General features: G+C 61.9%; 20 protein-coding genes. 14 read left to right on the top strand and 6 right to left on the bottom strand.

The window, feature by feature from the left end:
* The first annotated feature begins 59 nt into the window (after positions 1-59).
* The 7 genes from ABDK06_RS12305 to ABDK06_RS12275 all read left to right on the top strand — a co-directional run bounded on the left by ABDK06_RS12305 (position 60) and on the right by ABDK06_RS12275 (position 10,368).
* A complete protein-coding gene (locus ABDK06_RS12305) occupies positions 60-2,681 on the top strand; it encodes a LuxR C-terminal-related transcriptional regulator (RefSeq protein ID WP_394941428.1) in 2,622 nt (873 codons plus the stop codon).
* Between the two features lie 12 nt (positions 2,682-2,693).
* On the top strand, positions 2,694-5,414 hold the full coding sequence (locus ABDK06_RS12300; protein ID WP_394941426.1) for a LuxR C-terminal-related transcriptional regulator: 2,721 nt from the start codon (positions 2,694-2,696) through the stop codon (positions 5,412-5,414).
* A gap of 473 nt (positions 5,415-5,887) precedes the next feature.
* Positions 5,888-6,433: a hypothetical protein gene (locus ABDK06_RS12295; protein ID WP_394941424.1), complete on the top strand. Its 546-nt coding sequence runs from the start codon at positions 5,888-5,890 to the stop codon at positions 6,431-6,433.
* 253 nt (positions 6,434-6,686) lie between these two features.
* A complete protein-coding gene (locus ABDK06_RS12290) occupies positions 6,687-7,973 on the top strand; it encodes an aminotransferase class V-fold PLP-dependent enzyme (RefSeq protein WP_394941422.1) in 1,287 nt (428 codons plus the stop codon).
* Positions 7,970-8,422 carry a Fe-S cluster assembly sulfur transfer protein SufU gene (gene sufU / locus ABDK06_RS12285; RefSeq protein ID WP_394941420.1) on the top strand — a complete coding sequence of 151 codons (453 nt, stop codon included), beginning with the start codon at positions 7,970-7,972 and terminating at the stop codon, positions 8,420-8,422. Before ABDK06_RS12290 ends, sufU begins: the two co-directional genes overlap by 4 nt.
* Positions 8,423-8,518: 96 nt before the next feature.
* A complete protein-coding gene (locus ABDK06_RS12280; protein ID WP_394941418.1) occupies positions 8,519-9,904 on the top strand; it encodes an aspartate aminotransferase family protein in 1,386 nt (461 codons plus the stop codon).
* A complete protein-coding gene (locus ABDK06_RS12275; protein WP_394941416.1) occupies positions 9,904-10,368 on the top strand; it encodes an Lrp/AsnC family transcriptional regulator in 465 nt (154 codons plus the stop codon). The genes ABDK06_RS12280 and ABDK06_RS12275 overlap by 1 nt, the downstream gene beginning before the upstream one ends.
* Here ABDK06_RS12275 and ABDK06_RS12270 read toward each other — a convergent pair.
* Genes ABDK06_RS12270 through ABDK06_RS12245 form a run of 6 tightly spaced genes read right to left on the bottom strand, consistent with a single transcriptional unit; the run spans position 10,365 to position 17,455 of the window.
* A complete protein-coding gene (locus ABDK06_RS12270; protein ID WP_394941414.1) occupies positions 10,365-11,867 on the bottom strand; it encodes a gamma-aminobutyraldehyde dehydrogenase in 1,503 nt (500 codons plus the stop codon). The two genes, ABDK06_RS12275 and ABDK06_RS12270, sit on opposite strands and share 4 nt — an antisense overlap.
* Before the next feature lie 29 nt (positions 11,868-11,896).
* Positions 11,897-12,748, bottom strand: a complete 852-nt coding sequence (locus tag ABDK06_RS12265; protein WP_394941412.1) for an ABC transporter permease — start codon at positions 12,746-12,748, stop codon at positions 11,897-11,899.
* Positions 12,745-13,686, bottom strand: a complete 942-nt coding sequence (locus tag ABDK06_RS12260) for an ABC transporter permease (protein ID WP_394941410.1) — start codon at positions 13,684-13,686, stop codon at positions 12,745-12,747. Before ABDK06_RS12260 ends, ABDK06_RS12265 begins: the two co-directional genes overlap by 4 nt.
* The gene (locus tag ABDK06_RS12255; RefSeq protein WP_394941407.1) at positions 13,686-14,897 is read right to left on the bottom strand and encodes a polyamine ABC transporter substrate-binding protein; all 1,212 of its coding nucleotides are present in this window, start codon (positions 14,895-14,897) and stop codon (positions 13,686-13,688) included. Before ABDK06_RS12255 ends, ABDK06_RS12260 begins: the two co-directional genes overlap by 1 nt.
* Positions 14,894-16,015 carry an ABC transporter ATP-binding protein gene (locus ABDK06_RS12250; protein ID WP_394941405.1) on the bottom strand — a complete coding sequence of 374 codons (1,122 nt, stop codon included), beginning with the start codon at positions 16,013-16,015 and terminating at the stop codon, positions 14,894-14,896. Before ABDK06_RS12250 ends, ABDK06_RS12255 begins: the two co-directional genes overlap by 4 nt.
* A gap of 24 nt (positions 16,016-16,039) precedes the next feature.
* Entirely contained in the window at positions 16,040-17,455 is a 1,416-nt protein-coding gene (locus tag ABDK06_RS12245; RefSeq protein ID WP_394941403.1) for an NAD(P)/FAD-dependent oxidoreductase, read from the bottom strand.
* A gap of 29 nt (positions 17,456-17,484) precedes the next feature.
* On the opposite strand from ABDK06_RS12245, the gene ABDK06_RS12240 reads away from it, so the two are divergent.
* The 7 genes from ABDK06_RS12240 to ABDK06_RS12210 are packed head-to-tail and all read left to right on the top strand — an operon-like array spanning position 17,485 to position 22,057.
* A complete protein-coding gene (locus ABDK06_RS12240; RefSeq protein ID WP_394941401.1) occupies positions 17,485-17,916 on the top strand; it encodes a hypothetical protein in 432 nt (143 codons plus the stop codon).
* A complete protein-coding gene (locus ABDK06_RS12235; RefSeq protein ID WP_394941399.1) occupies positions 17,913-18,482 on the top strand; it encodes an alternate-type signal peptide domain-containing protein in 570 nt (189 codons plus the stop codon). The genes ABDK06_RS12240 and ABDK06_RS12235 overlap by 4 nt, the downstream gene beginning before the upstream one ends.
* A 15-nt stretch (positions 18,483-18,497) precedes the next feature.
* Positions 18,498-19,076 (top strand): hypothetical protein, encoded by a 579-nt coding sequence (locus ABDK06_RS12230; protein WP_394941397.1) that lies wholly within the window; start codon positions 18,498-18,500, stop codon positions 19,074-19,076.
* Positions 19,073-19,651 (top strand): signal peptidase I, encoded by a 579-nt coding sequence (locus tag ABDK06_RS12225; RefSeq protein ID WP_394941395.1) that lies wholly within the window; start codon positions 19,073-19,075, stop codon positions 19,649-19,651. Before ABDK06_RS12230 ends, ABDK06_RS12225 begins: the two co-directional genes overlap by 4 nt.
* Positions 19,648-20,298: a COG1361 family protein gene (locus tag ABDK06_RS12220; RefSeq protein WP_394941393.1), complete on the top strand. Its 651-nt coding sequence runs from the start codon at positions 19,648-19,650 to the stop codon at positions 20,296-20,298. The genes ABDK06_RS12225 and ABDK06_RS12220 overlap by 4 nt, the downstream gene beginning before the upstream one ends.
* Positions 20,295-20,933, top strand: coding sequence for a SipW-dependent-type signal peptide-containing protein (locus ABDK06_RS12215; protein WP_394941391.1), 639 nt, complete (start codon positions 20,295-20,297; stop codon positions 20,931-20,933). The genes ABDK06_RS12220 and ABDK06_RS12215 overlap by 4 nt, the downstream gene beginning before the upstream one ends.
* Before the next feature lie 11 nt (positions 20,934-20,944).
* Entirely contained in the window at positions 20,945-22,057 is a 1,113-nt protein-coding gene (locus ABDK06_RS12210) for a signal peptidase I (RefSeq protein ID WP_394941389.1), read from the top strand.
* The last annotated feature ends 18 nt before the right edge of the window (positions 22,058-22,075 follow it).

Genomic DNA, 22,075 nt, shown 5'->3' with positions numbered 1-22,075 from the left:
CCCAATCCGCGGGCCCGCTGGAATGGTTTGCGGCGAGCTGGCAAAGCGAGATCGAACGGGTGCTCCAGGCAGTCCTGAACCCAGATCACTACGGCGCAGTCATCGTCGGACCGCCGCGGATCGGTAAGTCGTCGCTCGCCAATATTGTGGCCGCGGAACTGGATTCCCGGCATCACCGGATTCAGTTGCGCTGTGCCGAGGACAGCCGGGACACCGCTTATAGCTGTTTCAAGCTCTTCCTCGCTCGATTGCCGGCGGAGCTCAGCAATTCGATCAGCATCATCCAGGGCATTCACGAATTGATCCGGCTTGATGCCGCTGGTCAGGAGATCGTCCTGGTGGTTGACAATGCGGAGCACCTCGATCAGCAGAGTGCGGCTGTGGTGGCCAATCTGCTGCTCTCCGGGATCAAGATCATCGCCACAGCGGGGAACTGGCGTGATCTCCCCGTGGGTTTCCAGCAGATGATCCGAAATCATAAGATCGTCGATCTCGAATTACGCGGTTTCTCAGTGGCGCAGAGCGAGAAGCTGCTGAGGGCTATGCTGGGCGGCCATATCTCGCCCACGACCCTGCATACTTTGCACTCCCTCGCCGATGGGAGTCCGCTGCTGCTGCAATCCTTGGCCGCTGAGCAGAAACGGCTCGGTAACCTCTGGCAATCCCCCCGATACGGCGTCTGGATTCTCCGTGGGCCGATCAGTTATGCGGGCAGTCAGTGGATAGAGGATTTTTTCCGCAGGCAATGGAAGCAGCAGACCCCGGCCTGCCGGGAGATCATCGAAGTGCTTGCACTGTTGCGTCGCTGCCCCTTGAGCCGGTTGGCCAAAAGGTTCTCGGCCACCGCGCTCGCCGGGATGCAGGAATCTGGCACCGTGATGATCGACGACTCAATCGACCGTTTGGTGTCATTGCGAGAGCCCTATTTCGGCGAGGTGGTGCGCAGCTGGCTGACTCTGCCCCGGCGTCAAGAACTTTACCGGGTGCATGGCCGGTACCTGATGCAAGAAGAGAACGGATGCAGCGGGCAGAACCTGCTGGACTTCGCGGCGGCCGTTCTGGACGCCGAGCAAAAACTTGCTGCCGAGCATGCGATTCCCGCTGCTCGGGTGGCGCTGGAGAGATTTGACCCGGAATTCGCGCTCTTAGCCCTGGCTGGAATCGAGCAGCGAGAGCACGGCTGGCTGGAGGCTCAGGAACTCTCGGCAATCGCCTGGATGCAACTCAAATTCCCCGACCGCGCAGCTAAAGTCTTCGAGGCGATTCCCGAGAAGGCCTGGCAGAGCCTGGACGAAGAAACTCAGGCCCGCTGCGTTCTGACCTGGGCTGAGGCGTTGAAGTGGCTGCCCGAGCACGATGAAGCACTCAAGGATTTACTGTCCAGGACGAAGAGCGCCCTGATCGCGCGTTCAGCGTCCGGGCACCTCAACCGTAGGACCACTGAATTATTGGAACTTGCCGAATTGCGCTATCTGCATTTTATCGGCCGCTTCCACGAAGCCTTACCGAGAGTGGAAGCCGGCGCGAGCGATGCAGCCGCCTCCGAGCATCATCGGCTGGCCTGCGAGATCTTGCGCGTCGAAGCCTATACAGCTATGGGGAGAGAACTGGAGAGCGCCGAACTGAGCAAGGGGCTCTTCGAAGAGGTGCACGCGAGTGGTGATCGGACCTTACTTATCTGGTGGTTCGATACTCACGTCATCTCGATGCTGCAATGGGGGGATTGGCAGCAGATCATCAAGATCCTGGAACCTGCCCTGACCAGAGGGCCCGCGCAGCTCAAAGTTTTCGGGCCCTCCATCGAAGCTATCCTGGGACTGGCGAATCTCTTTGGTGAGCAAGCCGAGAAAGCTATTGAACAGTTGCTTTCAGCCTGCGCTCAATTCGACCAGAAACCCACCTTCGGCTACACCTCGATGGCCGAAGCAGCACTCGCTCTGGTCTACGCCACTCAAGGGAAACGCCGTCAGGGCCGGGCACATCTGCAGCTCTCACAGCAGAGCAAACACGAACGCCGTCCCTGGTTCTATGAGTCCTTGACCAGGAATCTTGAACTGATCAGTGCGCGATGGCTGGGCCGTTCCGAGCACGAGGGCGATATTCTGCGCAAGGCTGAGGCAGACCTTGCGCAAGGCTGCACCGGGCTCGCTGCCGGAGTGCTTTTCGGAGCGTTATTGATCGGCGGGGCGACCCCGGAAGAATGCCGCTTGATGATCGCTGTGGCCACCCACCCGCAGTGGAGGTTCACCGAGCTCGCGAAAGCCATGGCCGAAGGCAATCTGAAGCGGAGCGCGGCGCAGATGCTCGACGCCGCCCGGCTGGCCGAAGGGCTTGGGCTGCACCTGGCGGTGGATCGTTGTGCACAGCAAGCCGAGACCTTCGCGCTTGCCGCTGGCGACCGATTCACGGCAGCTCAAGCCAGGCGAATGCTGGCGAAAACTGGGCGCCCGCTGAGTGCCCGGGCGCCGGTGACGGACAAGGAGCTGGACGTCGAGCTAGCCGGCAGAGTGGCTGCCCTGACCCGCCGGGAGCGCCAGATCGTCGATTTAGTGCGGCAGAAGCTGAGTAATAAGAGGATCGCCGCGCGGTTGGGGCTTTCCATTCGAACGGTGGAAGGCCATCTCTATCAGGTCTATGCGAAGCTGGGTGTCTCCTCGCGTCATGATTTAGCTGGAATCTAATACATGACCGAAATGATGACTGCTCAGAGAAAGCCGTTCAATCTGAACGGGCGGGAAGAGATTCTCGGCCGGGCTGCTGCTGCTCTGAGGTCCAGGTCCTGCCAGGCAGTGCTCCTCGTGGCCGAAGCCGGAATGGGCAAAAGCGCATTGATCGACGCGCTGCGAGCTGAGTTGGACACCGAGTTCCATATTGTCCGACTGCACGCCAGTTCGGCGCTTTCCAGCGTGCCGTACGGGATACTCGCTCCCTTGATGAGCGGAATGCAGGATTCCGCAGCTGAATCACCCGTTGAGATGTTACGCGCCTTCCTCTCCAATTTTGAAGGCGTCACCGGGCCGAAACTGATTATCGTGGACGACGCCGATGACCTCGACGAGGCCACCATGAGCATCTTGGTGGAACTGGTCAGCGCCCGCTGGGCAAAACTGGCCATCGCCTATCAGCCGCGCCCCGGGGTGGCTCATCAGATCACCGAGCTCTGGTATGAAGGCCTGGCCGAGAGATTCGATATCCCGCCGCTGAACTACCAGCAGGTCCGTCAGCTTGTGGAACAGCACCTCGGTGGGCCGATGGACGACGCCTCGGCACAACTGCTCTGGCGAGCCTCGGACGGCAACCCCTGGTACCTGCGCTGTTTCTTGGACGATTTGCTGGCGGGTGAAGGGCTGCTGCAACACAACGGGCTGTGGCTGCTGGCTCAGTCGGGCGTCATCCCGGGCTCTGGGATCGAAGTGGCGGTGGACTCGATTCTTTCCCGGCGAAGCCCGCAGGAGCGCGAAGCCCTCAACCTGGTGGCGCTCGCCGGGCCGGTGCTCCGGCAGATCGTCGAGGAGATGGTCGGTGCCGGGGTGGTTTCGGCCCTCGTCGAGCATCGGCTGCTCCGGGTCACCGGTGAAGCCGGTAAGAGCCTTATTCTGAGCCAATCATTCCTGGCCGTGGCGCTGCGGCGCATGGTGCCCGCAGCGAGAAGCCTGCAACTGCATCAGCAGTACATCTCGCTATTGGGAGAGCAGCCGAGTTCGAAGGAAAGCTGCTTGGCAATGGTGAAGTGGTCGCTCGATTGCGGCTTGCCGGTGAGTGATCAGGAATTGCTCAGGGCAGCTTTACTGGCCGGGAAATTTGGCCAGAACGACTACAGTCTGCGAGCGGCCACCGCCGTGCACGGCAAAGAACATCGCTTGCGGGCGCGTGCTCTGATAGCCCGGGCTCAATTGGACAGCGGTCAACTGAACCAGGCCGCACAGATCTTAGAGGAAGATTTCCTGAGCGGGGAAAATCTCTCCGACCTGCTGGTGAACACCTTGATGTGGGCAAGGCTGCGGCTCTCTCATGGAGGTGGCCCCGAGGAGCTGCGGCTGGGCGCCATCAAACTCCTCGCAGCCGGTCAGCAGCTCTCTCGAAGCAACCCCGATAGCGCGAAGCAGATCGAACAGGCCGTAGCCGAACGAGCCGCACTGTTCACCATGCTGGCGGATGCGCACTGCGGCGACTATGAAAAAGTCGAGGCGGGCCTGGAAGAACTCAAAGCGCGCTTCGGCAAGGCACGGAATCTGAGCCCGGTGACCCGGATCTTCCGCCTGGTGGTCCGTGCCGAGCATCTGCTGGCACTCGGTAAGTTCGTCTCTTGCCTGAAGCTGCTGAACAAAGCGATGGCCCTGGCGAATAGCGACACCGAAGAAGTCTTCGACCTGGTGGGCTACTGCCAATTGCTCTACTCACGAGCGGCGATCAATTCGGGTCGGTGGCAGGATGCCACGATCTCCATCGACGAGTACTCGGGCGGCAAACTGAGCCTGATCGCCTCTGAGCGGGGCCTCAACTCCGCTCGTGGCATGGTCTTGCTGCGGCAGGGCAGGGCTGCGGAGGCGAGTGCACTGCTACGCGGCACCTTGGAATTAGCGCGTCGAAAGGGCGGCTGGATGTTTCCGCGGGTTGCTGCCTCTGGCTTCTACGCTGCAACGCTCACCGGTAATACCGAGTTGGCTAAGGTGTTCTGGGCAGAGGCAGAAAAAGCCATTGGAGCTGGCTCGGAGATGACGCAGATCGTTGCAGGCTACTACCTGGCCCTGGGCAAGGAACTGGCTGAACGCAATGGGGAAGGGCTCAAGCAATTGCGCGCGCTGGGGGAGCGGGCACACAGCAAACGGCTCTATGGCTTAGAACTCTACGCTTGCCTGGGGTGCCTCGAACTGGGCTCCGATCAGCAGGCACCCCGAGTGGTCGAATTGGTGCGCGAGGTCGAAGGCGACTGGCTGATCGGCTGGGGAAAATACGCTGAAGCTATTGTCTCCGCGGATCCCAGGGCATTTCGCCAGGCCGGCGAGTTCCTCTTCGAGCGTCAGATCTTTCACCTCGCGGCGGTCAGCTTCTCCCGCTCCGCTGAGCTTTTCGGCGCTCAAGGGCATTCTTCAGAACGCCAGCATTCGCTGGAACTCCTCGCTGAGGCGATGCGACAGATCGGGCCTGCGGCAGCGGCTATCCTGAAGGTACTGGGCCGAGGCGAAACTCCCGTAGGGTATTCACCGGATGTGCTGACCAAACGGGAACGAACCATCGTGTCCCTGGTGGCTAAAGGCGCCACCAACCGGGAAATCGCTGAGTCTCTCACGCTTTCCGTGCGAACCGTGGAGGGTCACCTCTATCGGAGTTACGCCAAGCTGGGTGTCTCCGGACGCGAGGATCTGCTCAGCAATGCGGCGCGGCTTAACCCGGCTCATAAACTACTCGAGTAGCCCCCGACTTTCCGCTCCGCTTAAGTCGAGTAGCTGCTACTGAGGTGACTGTCAGAGGGCTCGGGCATACTTGGATTGACTCCACTTGGATGAGTGTCCAAAGTACTTCCTGAGCTTTTTGGGGGGCTCAGGAAACCTTCACCTCCTAGGGTGTCTGAATTGTTTTTGAGAGGTTTCTTGTGGGTAGAACATTGCGGTTCCGGCTCGAGTGGCAAGAGCCGCATCGGCGATCCGGCACTGGCAGATACCGTGCTCATTCCCCGAAGAAAAATCCTCCTCGAACGTGCCGCCACGGCCTGATTCAGCCGGTTAGCGAGTGCTCCCACTTTCACTCGAAGCACGGCACTGCCTCCAGGTTCAGCTCGCTTCCTCCGTCTCAGCTTCCCCACCCCAGATTTGCACAGCACGGCACACCGCCGAGGCACTGCGTCTTTTCACCCCGACCGACGACGAACCCAGAACGGCCCGTCTCCATGGCGAGCCGCTCTTGGATCCGATCAGCGGCTGCCTGGCTCGCGCTGGCAGGGTCCGTGCTGGTCCTGCTGCTCACGGCAATGAGCGCCGAGTTGATCTTCTGGAATGCCTTGCTGCCGCTCGCCGTCGTAGCGGTCCTCCTTCTCGGCTGGTTCGTTCGAACACGAGGGCGGCGGCTGCGCAGCCAGGCTCCCGCCAGCATTATCGTGCTGGGTGAACCCGCTGAAGTGAAACGGGTACTGCAACGCCTCGTTATCGAGCCGCTGGCCGAGCAGGCCCTGCTCGGTGCCGTTCTGCCGCCGAAGTACATCACCGACGGCCCTCAGCGTTTGGGCTGGGCACCCGTGCTGGGGAGCGCCGAGGAACTTACAGAAATCGTCAAGGTCACCGGAGCGAACACCCTGATCGTGGCGGGAAGCGCCGATCCGGTGACAGTCGGCACGCTGCGCCGCGAGCTAGCACGGTACCAAACGGCGCTTTTCGTGGTTGCCGAACTGGCTTCACTGGAGGCACTGCTGAGCAGCCGGTCAGCGAGACACTCCTGAGTGAACAGTGAACCTTCAACACAGTGCACCTTCAGCCCAGTGAACCCTCAGCACACTGCACTGACGCCCCGTGCTGAGGGTGCTTCAGACCGGGAGCCGCCCCCGCAGGGAGCAGAGAAAGCGCGGTTGAATAGCGAATGAAGCGTCGTTCCGCTCGCCCGGCTCCTCATCTGACCGCTCGCCCGGCCCGGCCGTGCTGTCGTCTTGCTCACTCCACGGCCTGAGGCGAGCCGAAGCGTGGGAGAATTGTCCGGTGACTGACTCACCCCTGACCGATATTGAAGTTCTGCGGATCCGCAATGATTTCCCGATTCTGCATCAAGAGATCAATGGCAAGCCCCTGGTCTATCTGGATTCAGGAGCCACTTCGCAGAACCCGCTGAGCGTGATGGAAGCCGAGCAGGAATTCTACGAGCAGCGCAATGCCGCGGTGCACCGTGGCGCTCATTGGCTCGCTGTCGAGGCAACCGAATCCTATGAGCTGGCGCGGGCCGGGCTGGCACGGTTCATCGGGGCTCAGGAGAATGAACTGGTCTGGACGTCCAACGCCACTGAAGCGATCAATTTACTGGCCTACTCTTTCTCCAACGCCAGTATTGGAACCGTCTCAGCGGAGGCCCGGCGCTTTGCGCTGAGTGAGGGCGACGAGATCCTGGTCACCGAGATGGAACACCATGCGAACCTGATTCCCTGGCAGGAACTGGCGCGCCGCACCGGCGCCCGGCTGAAATACGTGCCGATCACCGATCAGGGCGAACTCGATCTTGATCGAGTGGCCGATCTGCTCGGGCCGCGTACCAAGATCTTCGCCTTCAGCCATGCCTCCAATGTGCTCGGCACGATCAACCCTGTTCGGCTGCTCACCGAGCTGGCCCACCGGGCCGGCGCACTGGTGGTGATCGACGCCTGTCAGTCGGTGCCGCACTTGCCGGTCGACGTCGCCGAACTCGGGGTGGACTTCGCAGTGTTCTCCGGGCACAAGATGCTCGCCCCCACCGGAATCGGAGCCCTGTACGGCCGCGCGGAACTGTTGAACGCGATGCCCCCCTTCCTCACCGGCGGTTCCATGATCACCTCGGTCAGCATGGAGTCGGCGGGTTACCTCCCGGCGCCGCAGCGCTTCGAAGCCGGAACGCAAAGGATCTCCCAGGCCATTGCCTGGTCGGTCGCGGCCAACTATCTCAGCGAAACCGGGATGCCCCGAATCGCGGGTTGGGAAGCCGCACTGGGCGAACTACTGGTTTCCGGGCTCAGCGAGATCCCAGGCATCCGGGTACTGGGCCCGGGCAGCGGCACCGAACGGCTCGGCCTGGCGGCTTTCGACGTCGAAGGCGTGCACGCTCACGACGTCGGCCAGTTCCTGGACGATCGCGGCATTGCGGTGCGGGTGGGGCACCACTGCGCGCAGCCTCTGCACCGCAGACTCGGGCTCACCGCGAGCACCCGGGCGAGCAGCTATCTCTACACCACGGTCGCTGAGATTGAAACGCTTTTGCAAGCGGTCTCCGAGGTCCGCGGCTATTTCGGAGCGGGCCGATGAGCGGTTTGGACGCGCTGTATCAGAGCATCATCCTGGAGCATTCGAAAGCCCGGCACGGTTCCCCGATTGCCGACCATGCGGTGGCCGAGGGAACAGCCACGGCGTCCTCTCATCAACTCAATCCGGTGTGCGGGGACGAGATCACCGTCCGAGTGGGGGTAAAAGGGGACACCATTGAAAGCCTCCGCTGGGACGGTGCGGGATGTGCCATCTCGATGGCATCCGCTTCGGTATTGAGTGATCTATTCACCGGTATGGAGCGCGCTGAGGCCCGCGAGCTGATCGAGGAGTTTCGTGCGGTGATGCGATCACGTGGCCAGTTGGTTCCCGATGAAGAGGTACTGGGCGAAGCAGCAGCCTTCGGAGGGGTCTCCCGTTATGCGGCCCGGGTCAAATGCGCGATGCTCTCCTGGGTCGCCGCCGAGGACGCGCTCAACCAGCTCTCCTGAGCCTTCTTAGCGCTATGGCGCAAGCTTGGAACTCCGGTCACGGACACGTCTCATTCGGCTCTGGGTTTTCTCGGTAATCATTGAGAGGATCGCAGTATGAGCATTGAAGCGAATCCAGCCAATCCAGCACCGCCCGGCAGAACCGCCGAGAGCCAGGTGCGCTCTGACGATCGCAAGCACGTCTTCCACTCCTGGTCGGCTCAGGCCGCGATCGACCCGTTGCCGATCGCAGGCGGCTCGGGATCGACCTTCTGGGACTATTCCGGGAAGAAATATCTGGACTTCTCCTCGCAGTTGGTGAACCTGAATCTGGGCCACCAGCACCCGCGGCTCATTGAGGCGATTAAGCGGCAAGCAGAGGTACTGGCCACCATTCAGCCATCCTTCGCCAATGATGTGCGCGGGGAGCTGGCCAGACTGCTGGCGGAACGCGCCCCGGGCCAGCTGAATAAGGTCTTTTTCACCAACGGTGGGGCGGATGCCAATGAGCACGCGGTCAGAATGGCTCGGCAGCACACCGGACGGCGCAAGATCCTGGCTGCTTATCGCAGCTACCATGGCGGCACCACCACGGCGATGAGCCTGACCGGTGAACCGCGGCGCTGGGCCAATGATCCCGGTGATACCTCTGTGGTGCATTTCTTCGGCCCCTATCCTTACCGCTCGGCGTTCCACGCGCAATCCGCCGAAGCGGAAACCGAGCGTGCTTTGCAGCATCTGGAAGCCGTGATCCAGCTCGAAGGGCCGAGCACTGTGGCCGGCATCATCCTGGAAACCGTGGTCGGCACCAATGGGGTGCTGATCCCGCCGCCCGGTTACCTCAAAGGGGTCCGGGAAATCTGTGACCGCTACGGCCTGGTCTATATCGCCGACGAGGTGATGGTTGGCTTCGGCAGGATCGGCGAGTGGTTCGCCGTGGACGCCTTCGACGTCGTCCCCGATCTGCTGACCTTCGCGAAGGGAGTGAATTCAGGCTATGTGCCGCTCGGCGGAGTGCTGATCTCAGACGCCATCGCCGAGACCTTCGCGGACCGTGCCTACCCCGGCGGTCTCACCTATTCGGGGCACCCACTGGGCTGCGCGGTCGGCGTCGAAACCGTGCACGTCTTCGAGGAGGAAGGCATTCTGGAACGCGTCCGCGATCTGGGCGAGCGCGTGGTGCGGCCCGAAGTGGAGCGCTGGCTGGAAAGCCACCCGAGCGTGGGCGAGGTCCGGGGACGTGGCCTGTTCTGGGCCATTGAACTCGTCCGGGACAAGCAGAGCCGTGAGCCCCTGGTGCCCTTCAACGCCTCCGGCGCCGCCGCTGCCCCGATGAACGCGGTGGCGGCAGCCTGCAAAGCGGCGGGGCTATGGCCTTTCATCCACTTCAATCGGATTCAGCTGGCTCCGCCCTTGGTGATCTCTGAAGCGGAACTGCGTCAGGGCCTGGAGATCATCGACCACGCGCTGCTGGTCGCGGATGCCGCATTGGAAGAACGCTGATGAGCGTCCCCGAGACCTCTCCAGGATTGGACGAGATCTCCAAGCGCATTATCGAGGAATTGCAGCACGACGGCCGAAGGCCCTATGCCGCGATCGCCGAATCGGTCGGGCTCTCCGAAGCCGCGGTTCGGCAACGCGTCAAGCGGCTGATCGACTCGAAACTACTCCAGATCGTCGCTGTGACGGATCCGCTCAAAGTCGGGTTCAGCCGGCAAGCCATGGTCGGCGTCAAGGTCTCCGGTAGTGCCGAAACGGCCGCCGAGCATTTCGAGGCACTGAGCGAGATCGTCTATATTCTGCTCACCGCGGGGAGCTTCGATATTCTGCTCGAAGTGGTCTGCGAAGACGATGCGCACCTGCTTGAACTGCTGGGCCGGATCCGAAGCTTCCCCGCCGTCGAATCGACCGAGACCTTCATGTACCTGAAATTGCAGAAGGACCGTTACGACTGGGGCACCCGCTAGCGAGCCGGATTCGAGAAGACCGTACGATGCCAGGCCTTGACCGCCTGGCCTTCGCGCTCGATCATCACGTGCTTGAGATTCGTGTACTCCTCGAGGGAGAACACGCTCATATCCTTGCCGAAGCCGGAGGCCTTATACCCGCCGTGCGGCATTTCAGAAATAATCGGGATGTGGTCATTGACCCAGACGCAGCCCGCTTGAATCGCCGAGCTGGTGCGCATCGCCCGGGCCACGTCCTTGGTCCACACCGAGGCCGCCAGCCCGAAAGGCGTGTCATTGGCCAAGCGAATCGCCTGATCCTCGGACTCGAAGGGCAATACCACCAGCACGGGGCCGAAGATCTCCTGCTGCACCAACTCGGAATCCTGAGTCGCTCCGCTGAGCAGCGTGGGTGAGTAATAGGCGGCCGCGCTGGGCGTCCCTTCGGGAACCCGGCCACCGGTATGCAGCACCGCACCGGCGGCGACGGCTCGATCGACAAAACCGGCCACCCGGTCACGATGCCGCACCGAGATGAGCGAACCCAGATCAGTGTCAGGATTCAGCGGATCCCCGATCCGGAGCTTTGCCAGCAGCTCGCTCACCCGTTCGATGAAACGATCGATCAGTGAAACGTGCAGATAGGCTCTGGTGACCGCCGTGCAGTCCTGCCCGGCATTGATCATCGAACCGGCCACCGCGCCTTGAGCCGCGGCCTCCAGATCGGCGTCCTCGAAGACCAGCATGGGTGCTTTGCCGCCCAGCTCGAGGTGAACTCGCTTTCCACCGGCGCTGGCTAGCTCCATGATCTTCCGGCCCACCGCCGTCGAGCCGGTGAAGGATGTCATTGCGACGTCGGGATGACTCACCAGGGCTTCTCCGGTACCCAGGCCCCGCCCAGCCACAACATTGAAAACGCCATTCGGCAGCCCCGCGGCGGTCGCCGCTTCAGCGAAGGCCAGCGTGGTGCCAGGGGTCAGTTCAGAGGGCTTGAGCACAATGGTGTTCCCCGCGGCAATGGCGGGTAGCACCTTCCAGGCCGCCATTTGCAGGGGGTAGTTCCAGGGTGCGATCGACCCCACCACGCCGATCGCCTCCCGGCGCACCATGGAGGTGTGCTGTGCTGAGTACTCGCCCGCGGCGAGACCTCCGAGCTGCCGGGCCGCACCGGCGAAGAACTCGGTGTTGTCGATGGTGCCGGGAACATCGAATTCCCGGGCCAGCCGGATCGGCTTACCGGTCTGGGCTGACTCCAGCTGGGCGAGTTCCTCAGCTCTGCTGGAAAGCTCCTGAGCCCATCGCAGCAGTACCGCGGAGCGTTCCGCCGGTGTGCTCGCGGACCAGCCCGGCAGAGCCGCTTTCGCGGACTGCACGGCGGCATCGACGTCATTCGGGTCGGCCTCGGCGAAGCTGCCGAGCGAGCCACCGTCCGCGGGGTTCCTCAGCTCCAGCTGCTCTCCCGAAGCCAGCTGGTACTTTCCGTCGAAATAGAGCGACTCAAGCATCTTGCTCTGCGTCATGGCTTCTCCGATCCTCAGAATCTCGGTGCTCAGCCACCGGTCATGGTGGCCGCGATGTCCTTGCTCGATTCTCCACTGCGCCGCAGCACCAAAGCCACCACGGCGAGGGCGAGCAGAGTGAGCACGAACATCACCGCGGAAACCGCGGCGACCTCGGGTTTCAAGCCCACTTTGAGCGAGGAAAAGATGTAGACCGGCCAGGGAGTGCTGCCGGGGACCTGTACGAAACTGGAGACGATGGTGTTGTCCAGGCTGATCGTGAAGGACATCAGGGCTCCGGCGAGGATACCTGGGGCCGCGATCGGGAAAGTCACCTGCCAGAAGGCGTGCCATTTACTCGCATAGAGATCTTCCGCGGCCTCTTCCAGGGAGGCATCGATGCCCTTCATCCTGGCTCGCACGATGAAGGTCACCACGGCGATCGCCACCACGGTGTGCGCTATCACCAGGCGGACCAGGCCGTTATTGAGCGGGCTGATGCCCAGATCGGTGCCCAGGGTGACGAACCACGGCAGGATCGACACGGCGTCGACGATCTCCGGGGTCACCATGGTCAGACCCAGAATCGCGGTCAGCAGAATCACCCAGAGCTTTTGCGACTTCGCCCGAGCCAGTGCCAAGCCGCCCAGGGTGCCCAGCACGGTGGCCAGCAGCGCCGAGCCGGCGGCTGCCAGCAGCGATGTGATCACCGAACCGCGGATCACCGAGTTCTTAGCCGCCGCAGCATAGGCGTCGAAGCCGAACTCGTTCCAGGCTGCGAGCAGCGTTCCATTGTTGAAGGAGTAGATCAGGATGACCACGATGGGCAGGAACAAGAAGAGGAACACCAAGATGCTCAGCGCGGCCAGCAGAAGCTTGATCGGATCGGTGCGTTGTTTCATCGTTGTGCCCCCTTTGATGTGGTCGTGGGCTCCAAGCCGCTGAGATCGATTCGGCGACGCCTGCGGATCAACCAGCGGATGCTCAGGGTGAGGACGCCAGCGACGGCGACCGCAGCCGCGATGAACATCATCAGCACCACCGCCATCGCGGAGCCAAGCGCCCAGTTCTGCGCCACATTGAATTGATTGGCCACCAGCTGACCGACCATATTGCCCTGCGCTCCGCCGAGCACCGAAGCCGTCACATAGTCACCCATCAGCGGAATGAAGACCAACAGGGACCCCGAGGCGATGCCGGGAGCCGCCAATGGCAGGGTCACGGTGAACAAGGTACGGAATCTACTGGCTCCCAGATCGCGGCTCGCTTCCCGCAGCGCCGGTCCGGCCCGGTCGATGGCGACATAGAGCGGCAGGATCATCAAGGGCAGATAGTTGTAGACCACGCCCAGTTGCACGGCGCCACGGGTATAAAGCAGATCCAGCGGCGAGGAGGTCAGACCGAGCTGCTGCAACCAATTGGAGACCGGACCCTCGGGTGCCAGTAGGATCTGCCAGCCCAGGGTGCGCACCAGGAAGTTGGTCCAGAACGGCACCAGCACCAGGGCCAGGCCGAGCGGTCTGAACCAGCCGGGTGCCTTGATCGCGAGCCAGTAGGCGAACGGCACGGCGATCAGCAGGCAGAGCACCGTACCGGTGACGCCGATGCCCAGGGTGTTCCAGAAGGTCTGCAAGAAGGTCTCGTTGAAGGCCTCGGCGTAGCGGTTGAAGCTGAATACCGAATTGTCGTGCGCGGTGAACACATCAGGTTTCTGGCCAAAGCTGTACCAGAGCACCAAACCGATCGGCAGCAGGAAGAAGAAGAGCAGGAACGCCCAGGTCGGAAAAGCCAAATAGGCATCGCCGCGGCGCTTGAAGGCTTTTTGTGCCGAACCCGCCACTATGCTCCCGCCTTTGCTTGCATCTGACCCAGCATGTCGATCCAGGACTCGCTGGCTTCATTGGTGGTCAGCACGGTCATCCGCTTTACCACGTCCGCGGGCGGGTAGAGCAGTTCCACGAGGTCCAGCTCAGCCTGTTCGGCCAGTTGCTGCTGGCCGTTCAGCCCGGTGGAATAGCCGATGTAGTCGACCTCCTTGAGGGCCACTTCTGGATCGAGCATGAAGTCGATGAACGCATAGGCGGAGTCCGGGTGCTGAGCACCCACCGGAATGGCCCAGGTATCCATCCACCGGTTCGAGGTCGGAGTGGGGTAGACCCATTTCCAGCGATCCGGATCGTCGGAATCCAGCAGGCCTCGCCGGGCATCGCCGTTATAGGCCTGCAGCAGCGCCATCGAACCCTGCACGATCAGATCCGCGGGAGTGGAGTTGAAGACCCGGAGATGTTCCGCCAGACGGTTCACCATATAGTCGGTGCAGGCCTCGATGAGCTTCGGATCGATGGTCCGGATGTCGTGGCCATGAGCCGCCAGATAGACCGCGGCGATCTCTCCGGCGTCGTCCAGCATCGAGACATTCTTGCTGGCCTCCTGCTGCGCGGCGTCCAGGAAATCCGCCCAGCTGCGCAGCTCACGCTTGATCACCGTGGTGTCGTAGATGAATCCCGTGGTACCCCAGTTCTTGCAGACCGCGTAACTGCTCTGGGGGTCTGCGATGGTGTCCCGGAAATCGGCGGCCAGCTGCTTGATATTGGGAATCCGGTCCAGTTCGAGCTTCTGCAAGAGGCCATTGGCGGTCAGCAGCGGAAGATAGGTGCTGGTGGGGACCACGATGTCGTACCCGCTGGTGCCCCGGGCGGCACCCAGCTTCGCGATCAGTTCCTCATTCGAGGCGAAGCTGTCGGTTTGCACTTGGACGCCGCGCTCGCCGAACTTTTCGAGGTTCGCCGGATCGTCGTAATCGCCCCAGGAATAGATATTGAGAGTGCCTTCTAAAGCTCCGTCGGCTGGGGCTGAGGCGGCGAAGCCATTGGCGTGGCAGCCGGTGAGTGCCGCTGTTCCCACGATGCCGAAGCCGGCCAGCAGCGCTCGTCTGCTGAAAGCCGGAGAGCTCAGCCGGCGCTGAAGTTCTTCCGGCACCAGGGCCCTGAGCTGACCCGGTTGGTGCGTTTTTTGCGGCGCTTGAAAGCTCGCGGCTCGACGCTGCTTCATCGCACCGGTTCCTCATCGTTTGCGAAGAGCTGACCGTCCCGTGGTGCCCAGGAACACCAGACCCGCTGACCGGCGTGCAGCTCCTCGGTACGCGAGGGTGCCATTCGGGCAAGCACCTCCAGGCCGCCCGGCTGCCGCACCAGGTATTGCTTCACCTCACCGAGGTAAGCGATGTCCACCAAGGTGCCGGTCAGCCCGTTCAACCCAGCAGCCGGGGCCGTGGAGTGCACGGAGACATCCTCGGCGCGCACCGCGAGCAGGCACTTTTGCTGCGGGGTACCGACCACACTGTGCCCTGGCAGCAGCTTGTGCTCACCGGCGTTCAGCGCGCCGGAATCGAGTTCGACCGGAATGAAATTCCGTTTCCCGATGAACCTGGCGACGAAGAGGTTGGCGGGGGAGGAGTAGATCGTCTCCGCATCCGCGAGCTGCTGGATCTTGCCCTGGTCAATCACCGCGATCCGGTCGCTCATGGTGAGCGCTTCTTCTTGATCGTGGGTGACGAAAACGAAAGTGATGCCGAGTTCGGCTTGCAATACCGTCAATTCCAGCTGCATTTCTTCGCGCAGCTTGCGGTCCAGAGCGGACATCGGCTCGTCGAGCAGCAGCACCCTGGGCCGATTCACTAGCGCCCGGGCAAGAGCAACTCGTTGTTGCTGACCACCTGATAATTTGCTCGGCGAGCGGTCCGCGAATTTCTCCAGCCGGGACATCTTGAGCGCGGCGAGCACCCGCTCGGTGATCTCGGATTTAGGCACCCTGCGCTGTCGCAGACCGTAGCCGACGTTTTCCGCCACGTTCATATGCGGGAAGAGGGCATAGGACTGAAAGACCGTATTGACCGGCCGTTTGTTCGGTGGCTGACCGATCACGGAGCTACCGCCGATTCTGATATCTCCGGAATCCGGGTGCTCGAAGCCGCCGATCATCCGCAGCAGCGTGGTCTTACCGCAGCCTGAGGGGCCCAGCAGGGAGAGGAACTCCCCGGGCTGCACGCTGAGATTCAGTCCATCGATCGCGGTGGCCCCGCCGAAGGACTTGCTGACCTGATCCAGTTCCACCGAAGCAGCGTTAGCGGCCCGGTGGCCCGAGAGCTCAATATCTGATCGGACTGTCACTTCTCATCCCCTTCTGCTGGTGATTCATGAGTCAAAGCCGAGGCCGACGGCGTCGAGCGCCTTGAGCAGCAGATTTCTCCGCCCCTGCCGATGATCAGCCCGGTCGAGGGACCAACGAGTGGCTTGAATGCCGAGGTAGGCCGCTGGTTCCGGTGGGAATGGCAACGGCCTGCTGCGCACCATTTGCAAGTGAGTGCGCTCAGTTCTGAGACCTTCCAGTTGGTCCAGCATCACTTCCGCGGCGAAGTGCGTGGCGGCGACACCCAGACCGGTGAAGCCTGCCGCATAGGCGACGTTGCCGCCCCGGGCGGTGCCGAAGAAGGCGCAGAACCGGGTGCAAGTGTCGATCGCCCCGGACCACTGATGGCTGAAGCGCAGCCCTTCCAGTTGCGGAAAGGTGGTGAAGAAGTGGCTGGCCAGCTTGCGGAAGGTCTCCGGACGGTTCTCGTACTCAGGATTGACCCGGCGCCCGTAGTGGTAAATCGCATCGTAGCCGCCGAAGAGGATTCGTTGATCTGCGGAGAGCCGGTAGTAATGGAATTGATTCGCCAGATCTGACAGGCCCTGCCGGTTGTTCCAGCCAATGCTGGCCAGCTGTTCCCTGCTCAGCGGTTCGGTCATCAGAACGTAGTCGTAGACCGGCACGGTCATCAGCGCGTTGCGCTTCAAGAGCGAAGGGAAGACATTCGTGCCCAAGGCCACTTTTGTCGCGCGAACGCTCGCCGAGGACGTAGAGAGCGTGCTCTCGGAGGCATCGCTTCTCAGTCCTGAGACGCGTGAGTGCTCGAAGATCTCGACGCCGGCGGCGGTAGCCGCCCGGCCCAGTGCGCGAGCCAGCTTGGCGGGGTGAACCATGGCTGCCTCGCGTTTGCTCCACAGCCCCCCGAGATAGCTGGGTGAAGCGATCTCAGCCTGAATCGCGGCCTGGTCCAGGAAGACTTCTCCGGCACCGTGCGGGCCCTTCAGATAGTCGAGCTGATAGGTCTCGGTGGCGAGTGAGATTGTACCGGTGCGTTCGAAGTCGCAATCCAGTTTGAGCTTGTTCACTTGGGCTTCGATAGCATCGAGATTCTGATAGCCGAGTTCCCTGAGTCTGGCGTTTTCCCGGGGGAATCGGCTCTCCCCATTATCAGCACCGTGAGTCAGGCTGGCTTCACAAAAACCGCCATTCCGGCCGGAAGCAGCCCAGCCCACGGTGTTCGCTTCCAGTAGCACAACTCGCCACTCGGGGTGCCGTTGCTTGGCGAGCAACGCCGTCCAAAGCCCGGTGTATCCGCCACCGACCACCGCTAGATCCGCGCGGAGCTGACCGCTCAGCTGCGGATAGCTGTCCAGCTCGATATCACTGAGCCAGAAAGGCTCCCGGCTGGCGCCGGTGAGGGCATGATCGATCACCGATCCCAGAGGCTTGCGGCGCTCGAAAACTGTTTGCTGAGCCATCAGCGTGGCCTCTGAGAGCTAGCGAGAGTGTGGCGGATCATCTGTTCCGTCCCATCTTCATCGAATTCCTTGTCACCGATCATAGACACTGGTGCTGCGGCGTGATTGCTGTTTTTCAATATCGTGATCTCTGTGAAGCTGACCTTGAGCATCAAGCCTGCCTTGCAAGGGGAGGAATAACAATATATTCGCCGAAAAATATGGATTTTGGTTTGGATAGCGTTGGGTTAACCGGTTTTCCTCGTGTTTTTCGTTGTTCTACCCGCAGATTGCTTGCTTCTAATCTGTCCGGATCTGGCTCGGATAATCGCCCGGAACGCCGCAGAGAGCGCCTTTTTGCCGCAATTCGTAGCCCAATCGAAACCCTCGATCTGCAAGGGAACCATAGTTTTGTCGTAACGATAGCGGTATGTTCAAAGAGATGCTTCGGTGAGCAGAACACGATGAGGACAAGAAAATGAACAAAGTTGCAAAAGCCGGCGTCGCAGCCGGAATTGCCGGGCTCTTGTTGCTCGGCGGCGCCGGGACCTACGCGCTCTGGCAGGACAGCAAAACCGTCGACGCGGGCACCGTCCAGACCGGCCAGCTCAAGCTGACCCTGGGCGCTGCAGGCACCTGGAAGGACATCTCCTCCGATGTCACCGGTGCGCCCGCCATTGATCCAGCCGCCTTCAAATTAGTCCCCGGGGATACTATTCGGTTCTCGCAGGGCCTGACCATCCTGGCTGATGGAAAGAACCTCAAAGGGCAGTTGACCATTGACCAATCCAGTATTAACGCGGCAATTCCGGCTGCCTGGCAGCCTTATGTCACGGTTTCGGTGGCACCTGCTAACCTGCCAGCCGGGGTGACCAATACGGCAGGAGTGCTCTCCTTCACCGCCCCCGGCAGCTACACCTTCGACGTCGGGATCACCGTTGCCTTCGCCAAGGGCACGAACGCTTCAGGCACCGACGATGAAACCATTGAAAACCAGAGCGCCAATCTGAACGGGCTGGCGCTCAAGCTGGAGCAAGTCCGCCCGTAATCAGGGATAAAAACTATGCGCCGGAGGTTCATTTTCGCGTCCATCGCGGCTGTACTGGCCTTCATCCTTCTGGGTGGGGCCGGTACGGCCGCTTTGTGGCGATTTCAGACCTCCATCAATGCCGGTACGGTCAGCACCGGGAACCTGGTTCTGCTCAATGGAGACGCCGGAAGCCAGGTGAAGAACTCGCTGCTGACTTCTCTGACCGGAACCGCACTGGCTCCAGGGGACGCCGTCCAGGCGCCGCTGACCATCCGCAATGGCGGAACCACGAAATTCAGTTATGGCCTCACCGGCATCACCACGAACGCCGGAAACCCGGCATCCACAGCTTTTCAAGCGGCACTGCTGATCAGTATCGTCTCGATCAGCGCAGCGAGCCAATGCCCGGTCAATGGAGCAGCGGCCAGCGGAACGCAACTCTACAACGGTCCAGTGTCCGGCTCAGCCAGCCTGAGCACTGCACAGAACCTGAACCCCTCCAGCAACGCACTGCTCTGCTTGCGAGTGAGTTTTTCAGCGTCGGCCACCCAGGCCGCCGCAGCGGGGCAGCTAGCCCTGACCTTCAGTTGGCGGGCGGATCAACTGAGATGACCATAACCACTCAGCCACCCGTCGTCAGGCCTAGGCGACCACGCCTCAAAGGACCACTCTGGTGGTTCTGGCAGGTGCTTTCCTGGCTCGTGCTCCTGATCGCATTGGCCTGGCTGTTGGCCACCATCGTGGTACCCCGGCTGAGCGGTGCCCAGGCCTATACTGTGCTGACCGGATCCATGGAACCACGCTATCCGCCGGGAACCTTAGTGGTGGTGAAAACAGTGGATCCCGCCGATCTGGCGATCGGAGATGTGGTGACCTATCAGATCAAGTCCGGGGAGCCAGCTGTCGTGACGCACCGGATTGTCGCGGTGAGCGCCACCACCGGCGGTGAACTGCGCTTTGTCACCCAGGGTGATGCCAATAATGCTCCGGACAGCGAGAGCGTCAGGCCCGTGCAGATTCGCGGGGAACTCTGGTATTCGGTACCTTTTGCCGGCTATCTCAACAGCGCGATCAGCGGAGAGGCCCATATCTGGCTGCTCTGGATAGCGGTGGCACTGTTGCTAGGCTACGCGGCCTTTATGCTGGTCAGCGCTGCCCTCGACCGGAAGCGTCGGGTGAGTCCATGAGGCTTCTGCGAATCCTGCCGCTGATACTCATCTCGCTGTTCGCGCTGTCCATCACCGCAGCCGCCCCCGCTCAGGCCAGCGGTGAATTGGAACTGAGTGCGAATGGTGTCGCCTGGTCACAGGCGCTCCCAGGGCCGATCTTCAGTCCCACCGAGAAGTTGGTGCCGGGCGGTTCAGTCACCGCGAGCTTCTGGGTGAGGAATGCGGGCACCTCGGCGGCCAAGCTCTCGGTGGAGCTGACGCAGGGCTCCCTGGGGCAGCTCTTCCAACGAAATCTGGTGGAGCTGAGTTTGCGCTCGGACCAGGGAACCCAGTGGCAAGCAGTGCCGGGCAGCTCTGCACCGGGGGTTCTGCTGGCTCAAATCGCGGTGGGAAAGGCCGAAAAACTGACCCTGCGAATTAGCCTGCGAGCAGAAGCCGCTAATGATACCCAGCTACAGCAGATCCCGGTGGACGTGCGCCTCATCCTCGGCGGCTCGACCTCACCGGTGAAACCGCCAGGTCCGGTAGGGCCGAACCTGCCGAACACCGGATTTGTGCTCTTTCCGGCGGTCCTCGGTCTGGCCCTGCTAGGCGGCGGTGGGCTGGCCTGGGGCTTAGCCCGACGGCGTCCCCAAGCCAGTGCCCGAGGGGGTGAGAGCGAGTGAGCTCAGCGCTGAACAACGAGCCGATCGATCGGGTGAAACGCACCGCTAAACGCCTCGGCAAACGGTCCGCGTGGTTCTGGGCGCGCCTAGTGCTCTGCTGCGGTATGGTCTTCGGGCTGGGTGCGGTCGGCAGCCTGGCCGCCTGGCAGGATTCCTCGACCACGACCTCCGGTAACCTGAGCGCGGGGACCATCGATCTGACCCTCAGACAGGGGTCATCCGGCGCGGACGGCGCGGTGGGCATCGGTGTTAACTTCTCTTTCAGCGATCTGGCGGGTACTGGCTTGGTGCCGAATGGCACCGCGATCGCGAAGCAGCTGACGCCGAAGAACAGCGGGAGCATCAAATTCGGCTATCAGATCGCGGTGAGCGGAAGCGGAACCCTGGCGACCGATAGCACCGGGCTGAACATCAAGATTCTGCCGAGCGCCACTTGCACTCCTTCGATGGTGGGCAATACCGGGGCGCTCTACTCAGGCAAGATCGGCGGGGCGGCCACCGCGGCGCGAACGCTGACCGCGAATGCCACCGATCCACTCTGCGTGCTGGCCTGGCTGGATGCCGCTACAGCCAATTCGCTGCAAGGCCAGAGCGGCACCGTGCAACTGACCTTTACCGCGACGCAGGTGGCATGATGACGGCAACCATGAAGCGCAATTCAGGCCGGAACTGGCTCCGGGAAACCGCGTTGACCGTGGGAGCGATCCTCGGACTGATCTGCTTGCTGGCGATGATCGCGGCGGTTTTCTTCGGTATCACCCCCGTGGTCTTCCGCTCCGGGTCCATGGCCCCCGCGATCGATACCGGCTCTTTGGCGATCACCCAGAGTACCCCCGCAGCGCAGTTGCACACCGGCGATGTGGTGAGCGTGGACAATAGCGCCGGGGAACGGATCACCCACCGGATCGTCGCGATACAGCCGATGAACGACGGCGAAGTGCTGCTGAGCCTGAAGGGCGATGCCAATCTGCAAGCCGATCTGCAGACCTACCAGCTGAACAAGGCGGATAAGGTGCTCTTCGCAGTGCCAGGACTCGGCTATCTGGTGGCCTGGTTGCAGAGTCCCTGGGCCATTTTCCTCGGCGGCCTGATCGTTGGCGTGCTTCTCACGCTGGCCTTCCGGCCCGGGAAACGGGCCCGGAAAGACGCTTCCCCGAGCAATCATCCTGCGCAGCAGGGTTCCTCCGGGCCTCCCGGCGCAGCAGGGCCCGCTAATGAACCTGGCAGCGAACTCAGTACGCATTCTGCGGAACTCGATTCGACTCAGCCGGTCTCGCTGAAGCGCCGGGTGAAAGCCGGATATGGATATACCGCCTTGCTGATCGGAGTTCTACTGGCTTTCACCGCCGGTTCTGTGTTCGGCGGTGTTCAGCAGACGCTGGCTGCTTTCCAGGACACCTCGGTGGCCAGCTCCGGTTCTCTGCTCGCCGCGACTCTGCCGCAACCAGCTCCTAACCCACCGAACTGTGCGGCGAGCGGCATTGTTTCCTCCGCTACGGTCAGTTGGAATGCTGCCACCCTGCCGGCGGGCGCCCAATACCGGCTCAGATACAGTGGGCTGATCAGTGGGACCGTGATGCTCGGCAGCACGACCTCTTATACCTTCTCCGGATCCCTACTCGGCGGGCTGGGGCTCAGCAGCGGCCGATTGACCGTTCAGGTGGATACCGTCATCCCGGGAACCAACTGGGTCAGCACGGTCGCCACCAGAACCGTCGGCTACAGCATCACGATTATTATCGCGTCGTTCACTTGCTAGAGGCTTTGCATCGAGTGT

The sequence above is a fragment of the Psychromicrobium ferritrahens genome (assembly GCF_043789415.1).
Lineage (GTDB): Bacteria > Actinomycetota > Actinomycetes > Actinomycetales > Micrococcaceae > Renibacterium.
Note: the sequence above shows the minus strand (reverse complement) of the source record. Positions and strands in the feature narration are given on the sequence as shown.

Coding starts and splice junctions, on each gene's coding strand:
- ABDK06_RS12300 (WP_394941426.1), top strand. CDS start 2,694: ATGATGACTGCTCAGAGAAAGCCGTTCAATCTGAACGGGCGGGAAGAG.
- ABDK06_RS12295 (WP_394941424.1), top strand. CDS start 5,888: ATGGCGAGCCGCTCTTGGATCCGATCAGCGGCTGCCTGGCTCGCGCTG.
- sufU (WP_394941420.1), top strand. CDS start 7,970: ATGAGCGGTTTGGACGCGCTGTATCAGAGCATCATCCTGGAGCATTCG.
- ABDK06_RS12280 (WP_394941418.1), top strand. CDS start 8,519: ATGAGCATTGAAGCGAATCCAGCCAATCCAGCACCGCCCGGCAGAACC.
- ABDK06_RS12275 (WP_394941416.1), top strand. CDS start 9,904: ATGAGCGTCCCCGAGACCTCTCCAGGATTGGACGAGATCTCCAAGCGC.
- ABDK06_RS12270 (WP_394941414.1), bottom strand. CDS start 11,867: ATGACGCAGAGCAAGATGCTTGAGTCGCTCTATTTCGACGGAAAGTAC.
- ABDK06_RS12265 (WP_394941412.1), bottom strand. CDS start 12,748: ATGAAACAACGCACCGATCCGATCAAGCTTCTGCTGGCCGCGCTGAGC.
- ABDK06_RS12255 (WP_394941407.1), bottom strand. CDS start 14,897: ATGAAGCAGCGTCGAGCCGCGAGCTTTCAAGCGCCGCAAAAAACGCAC.
- ABDK06_RS12245 (WP_394941403.1), bottom strand. CDS start 17,455: ATGGCTCAGCAAACAGTTTTCGAGCGCCGCAAGCCTCTGGGATCGGTG.
- ABDK06_RS12235 (WP_394941399.1), top strand. CDS start 17,913: ATGAACAAAGTTGCAAAAGCCGGCGTCGCAGCCGGAATTGCCGGGCTC.
- ABDK06_RS12230 (WP_394941397.1), top strand. CDS start 18,498: ATGCGCCGGAGGTTCATTTTCGCGTCCATCGCGGCTGTACTGGCCTTC.
- ABDK06_RS12225 (WP_394941395.1), top strand. CDS start 19,073: ATGACCATAACCACTCAGCCACCCGTCGTCAGGCCTAGGCGACCACGC.
- ABDK06_RS12220 (WP_394941393.1), top strand. CDS start 19,648: ATGAGGCTTCTGCGAATCCTGCCGCTGATACTCATCTCGCTGTTCGCG.
- ABDK06_RS12210 (WP_394941389.1), top strand. CDS start 20,945: ATGAAGCGCAATTCAGGCCGGAACTGGCTCCGGGAAACCGCGTTGACC.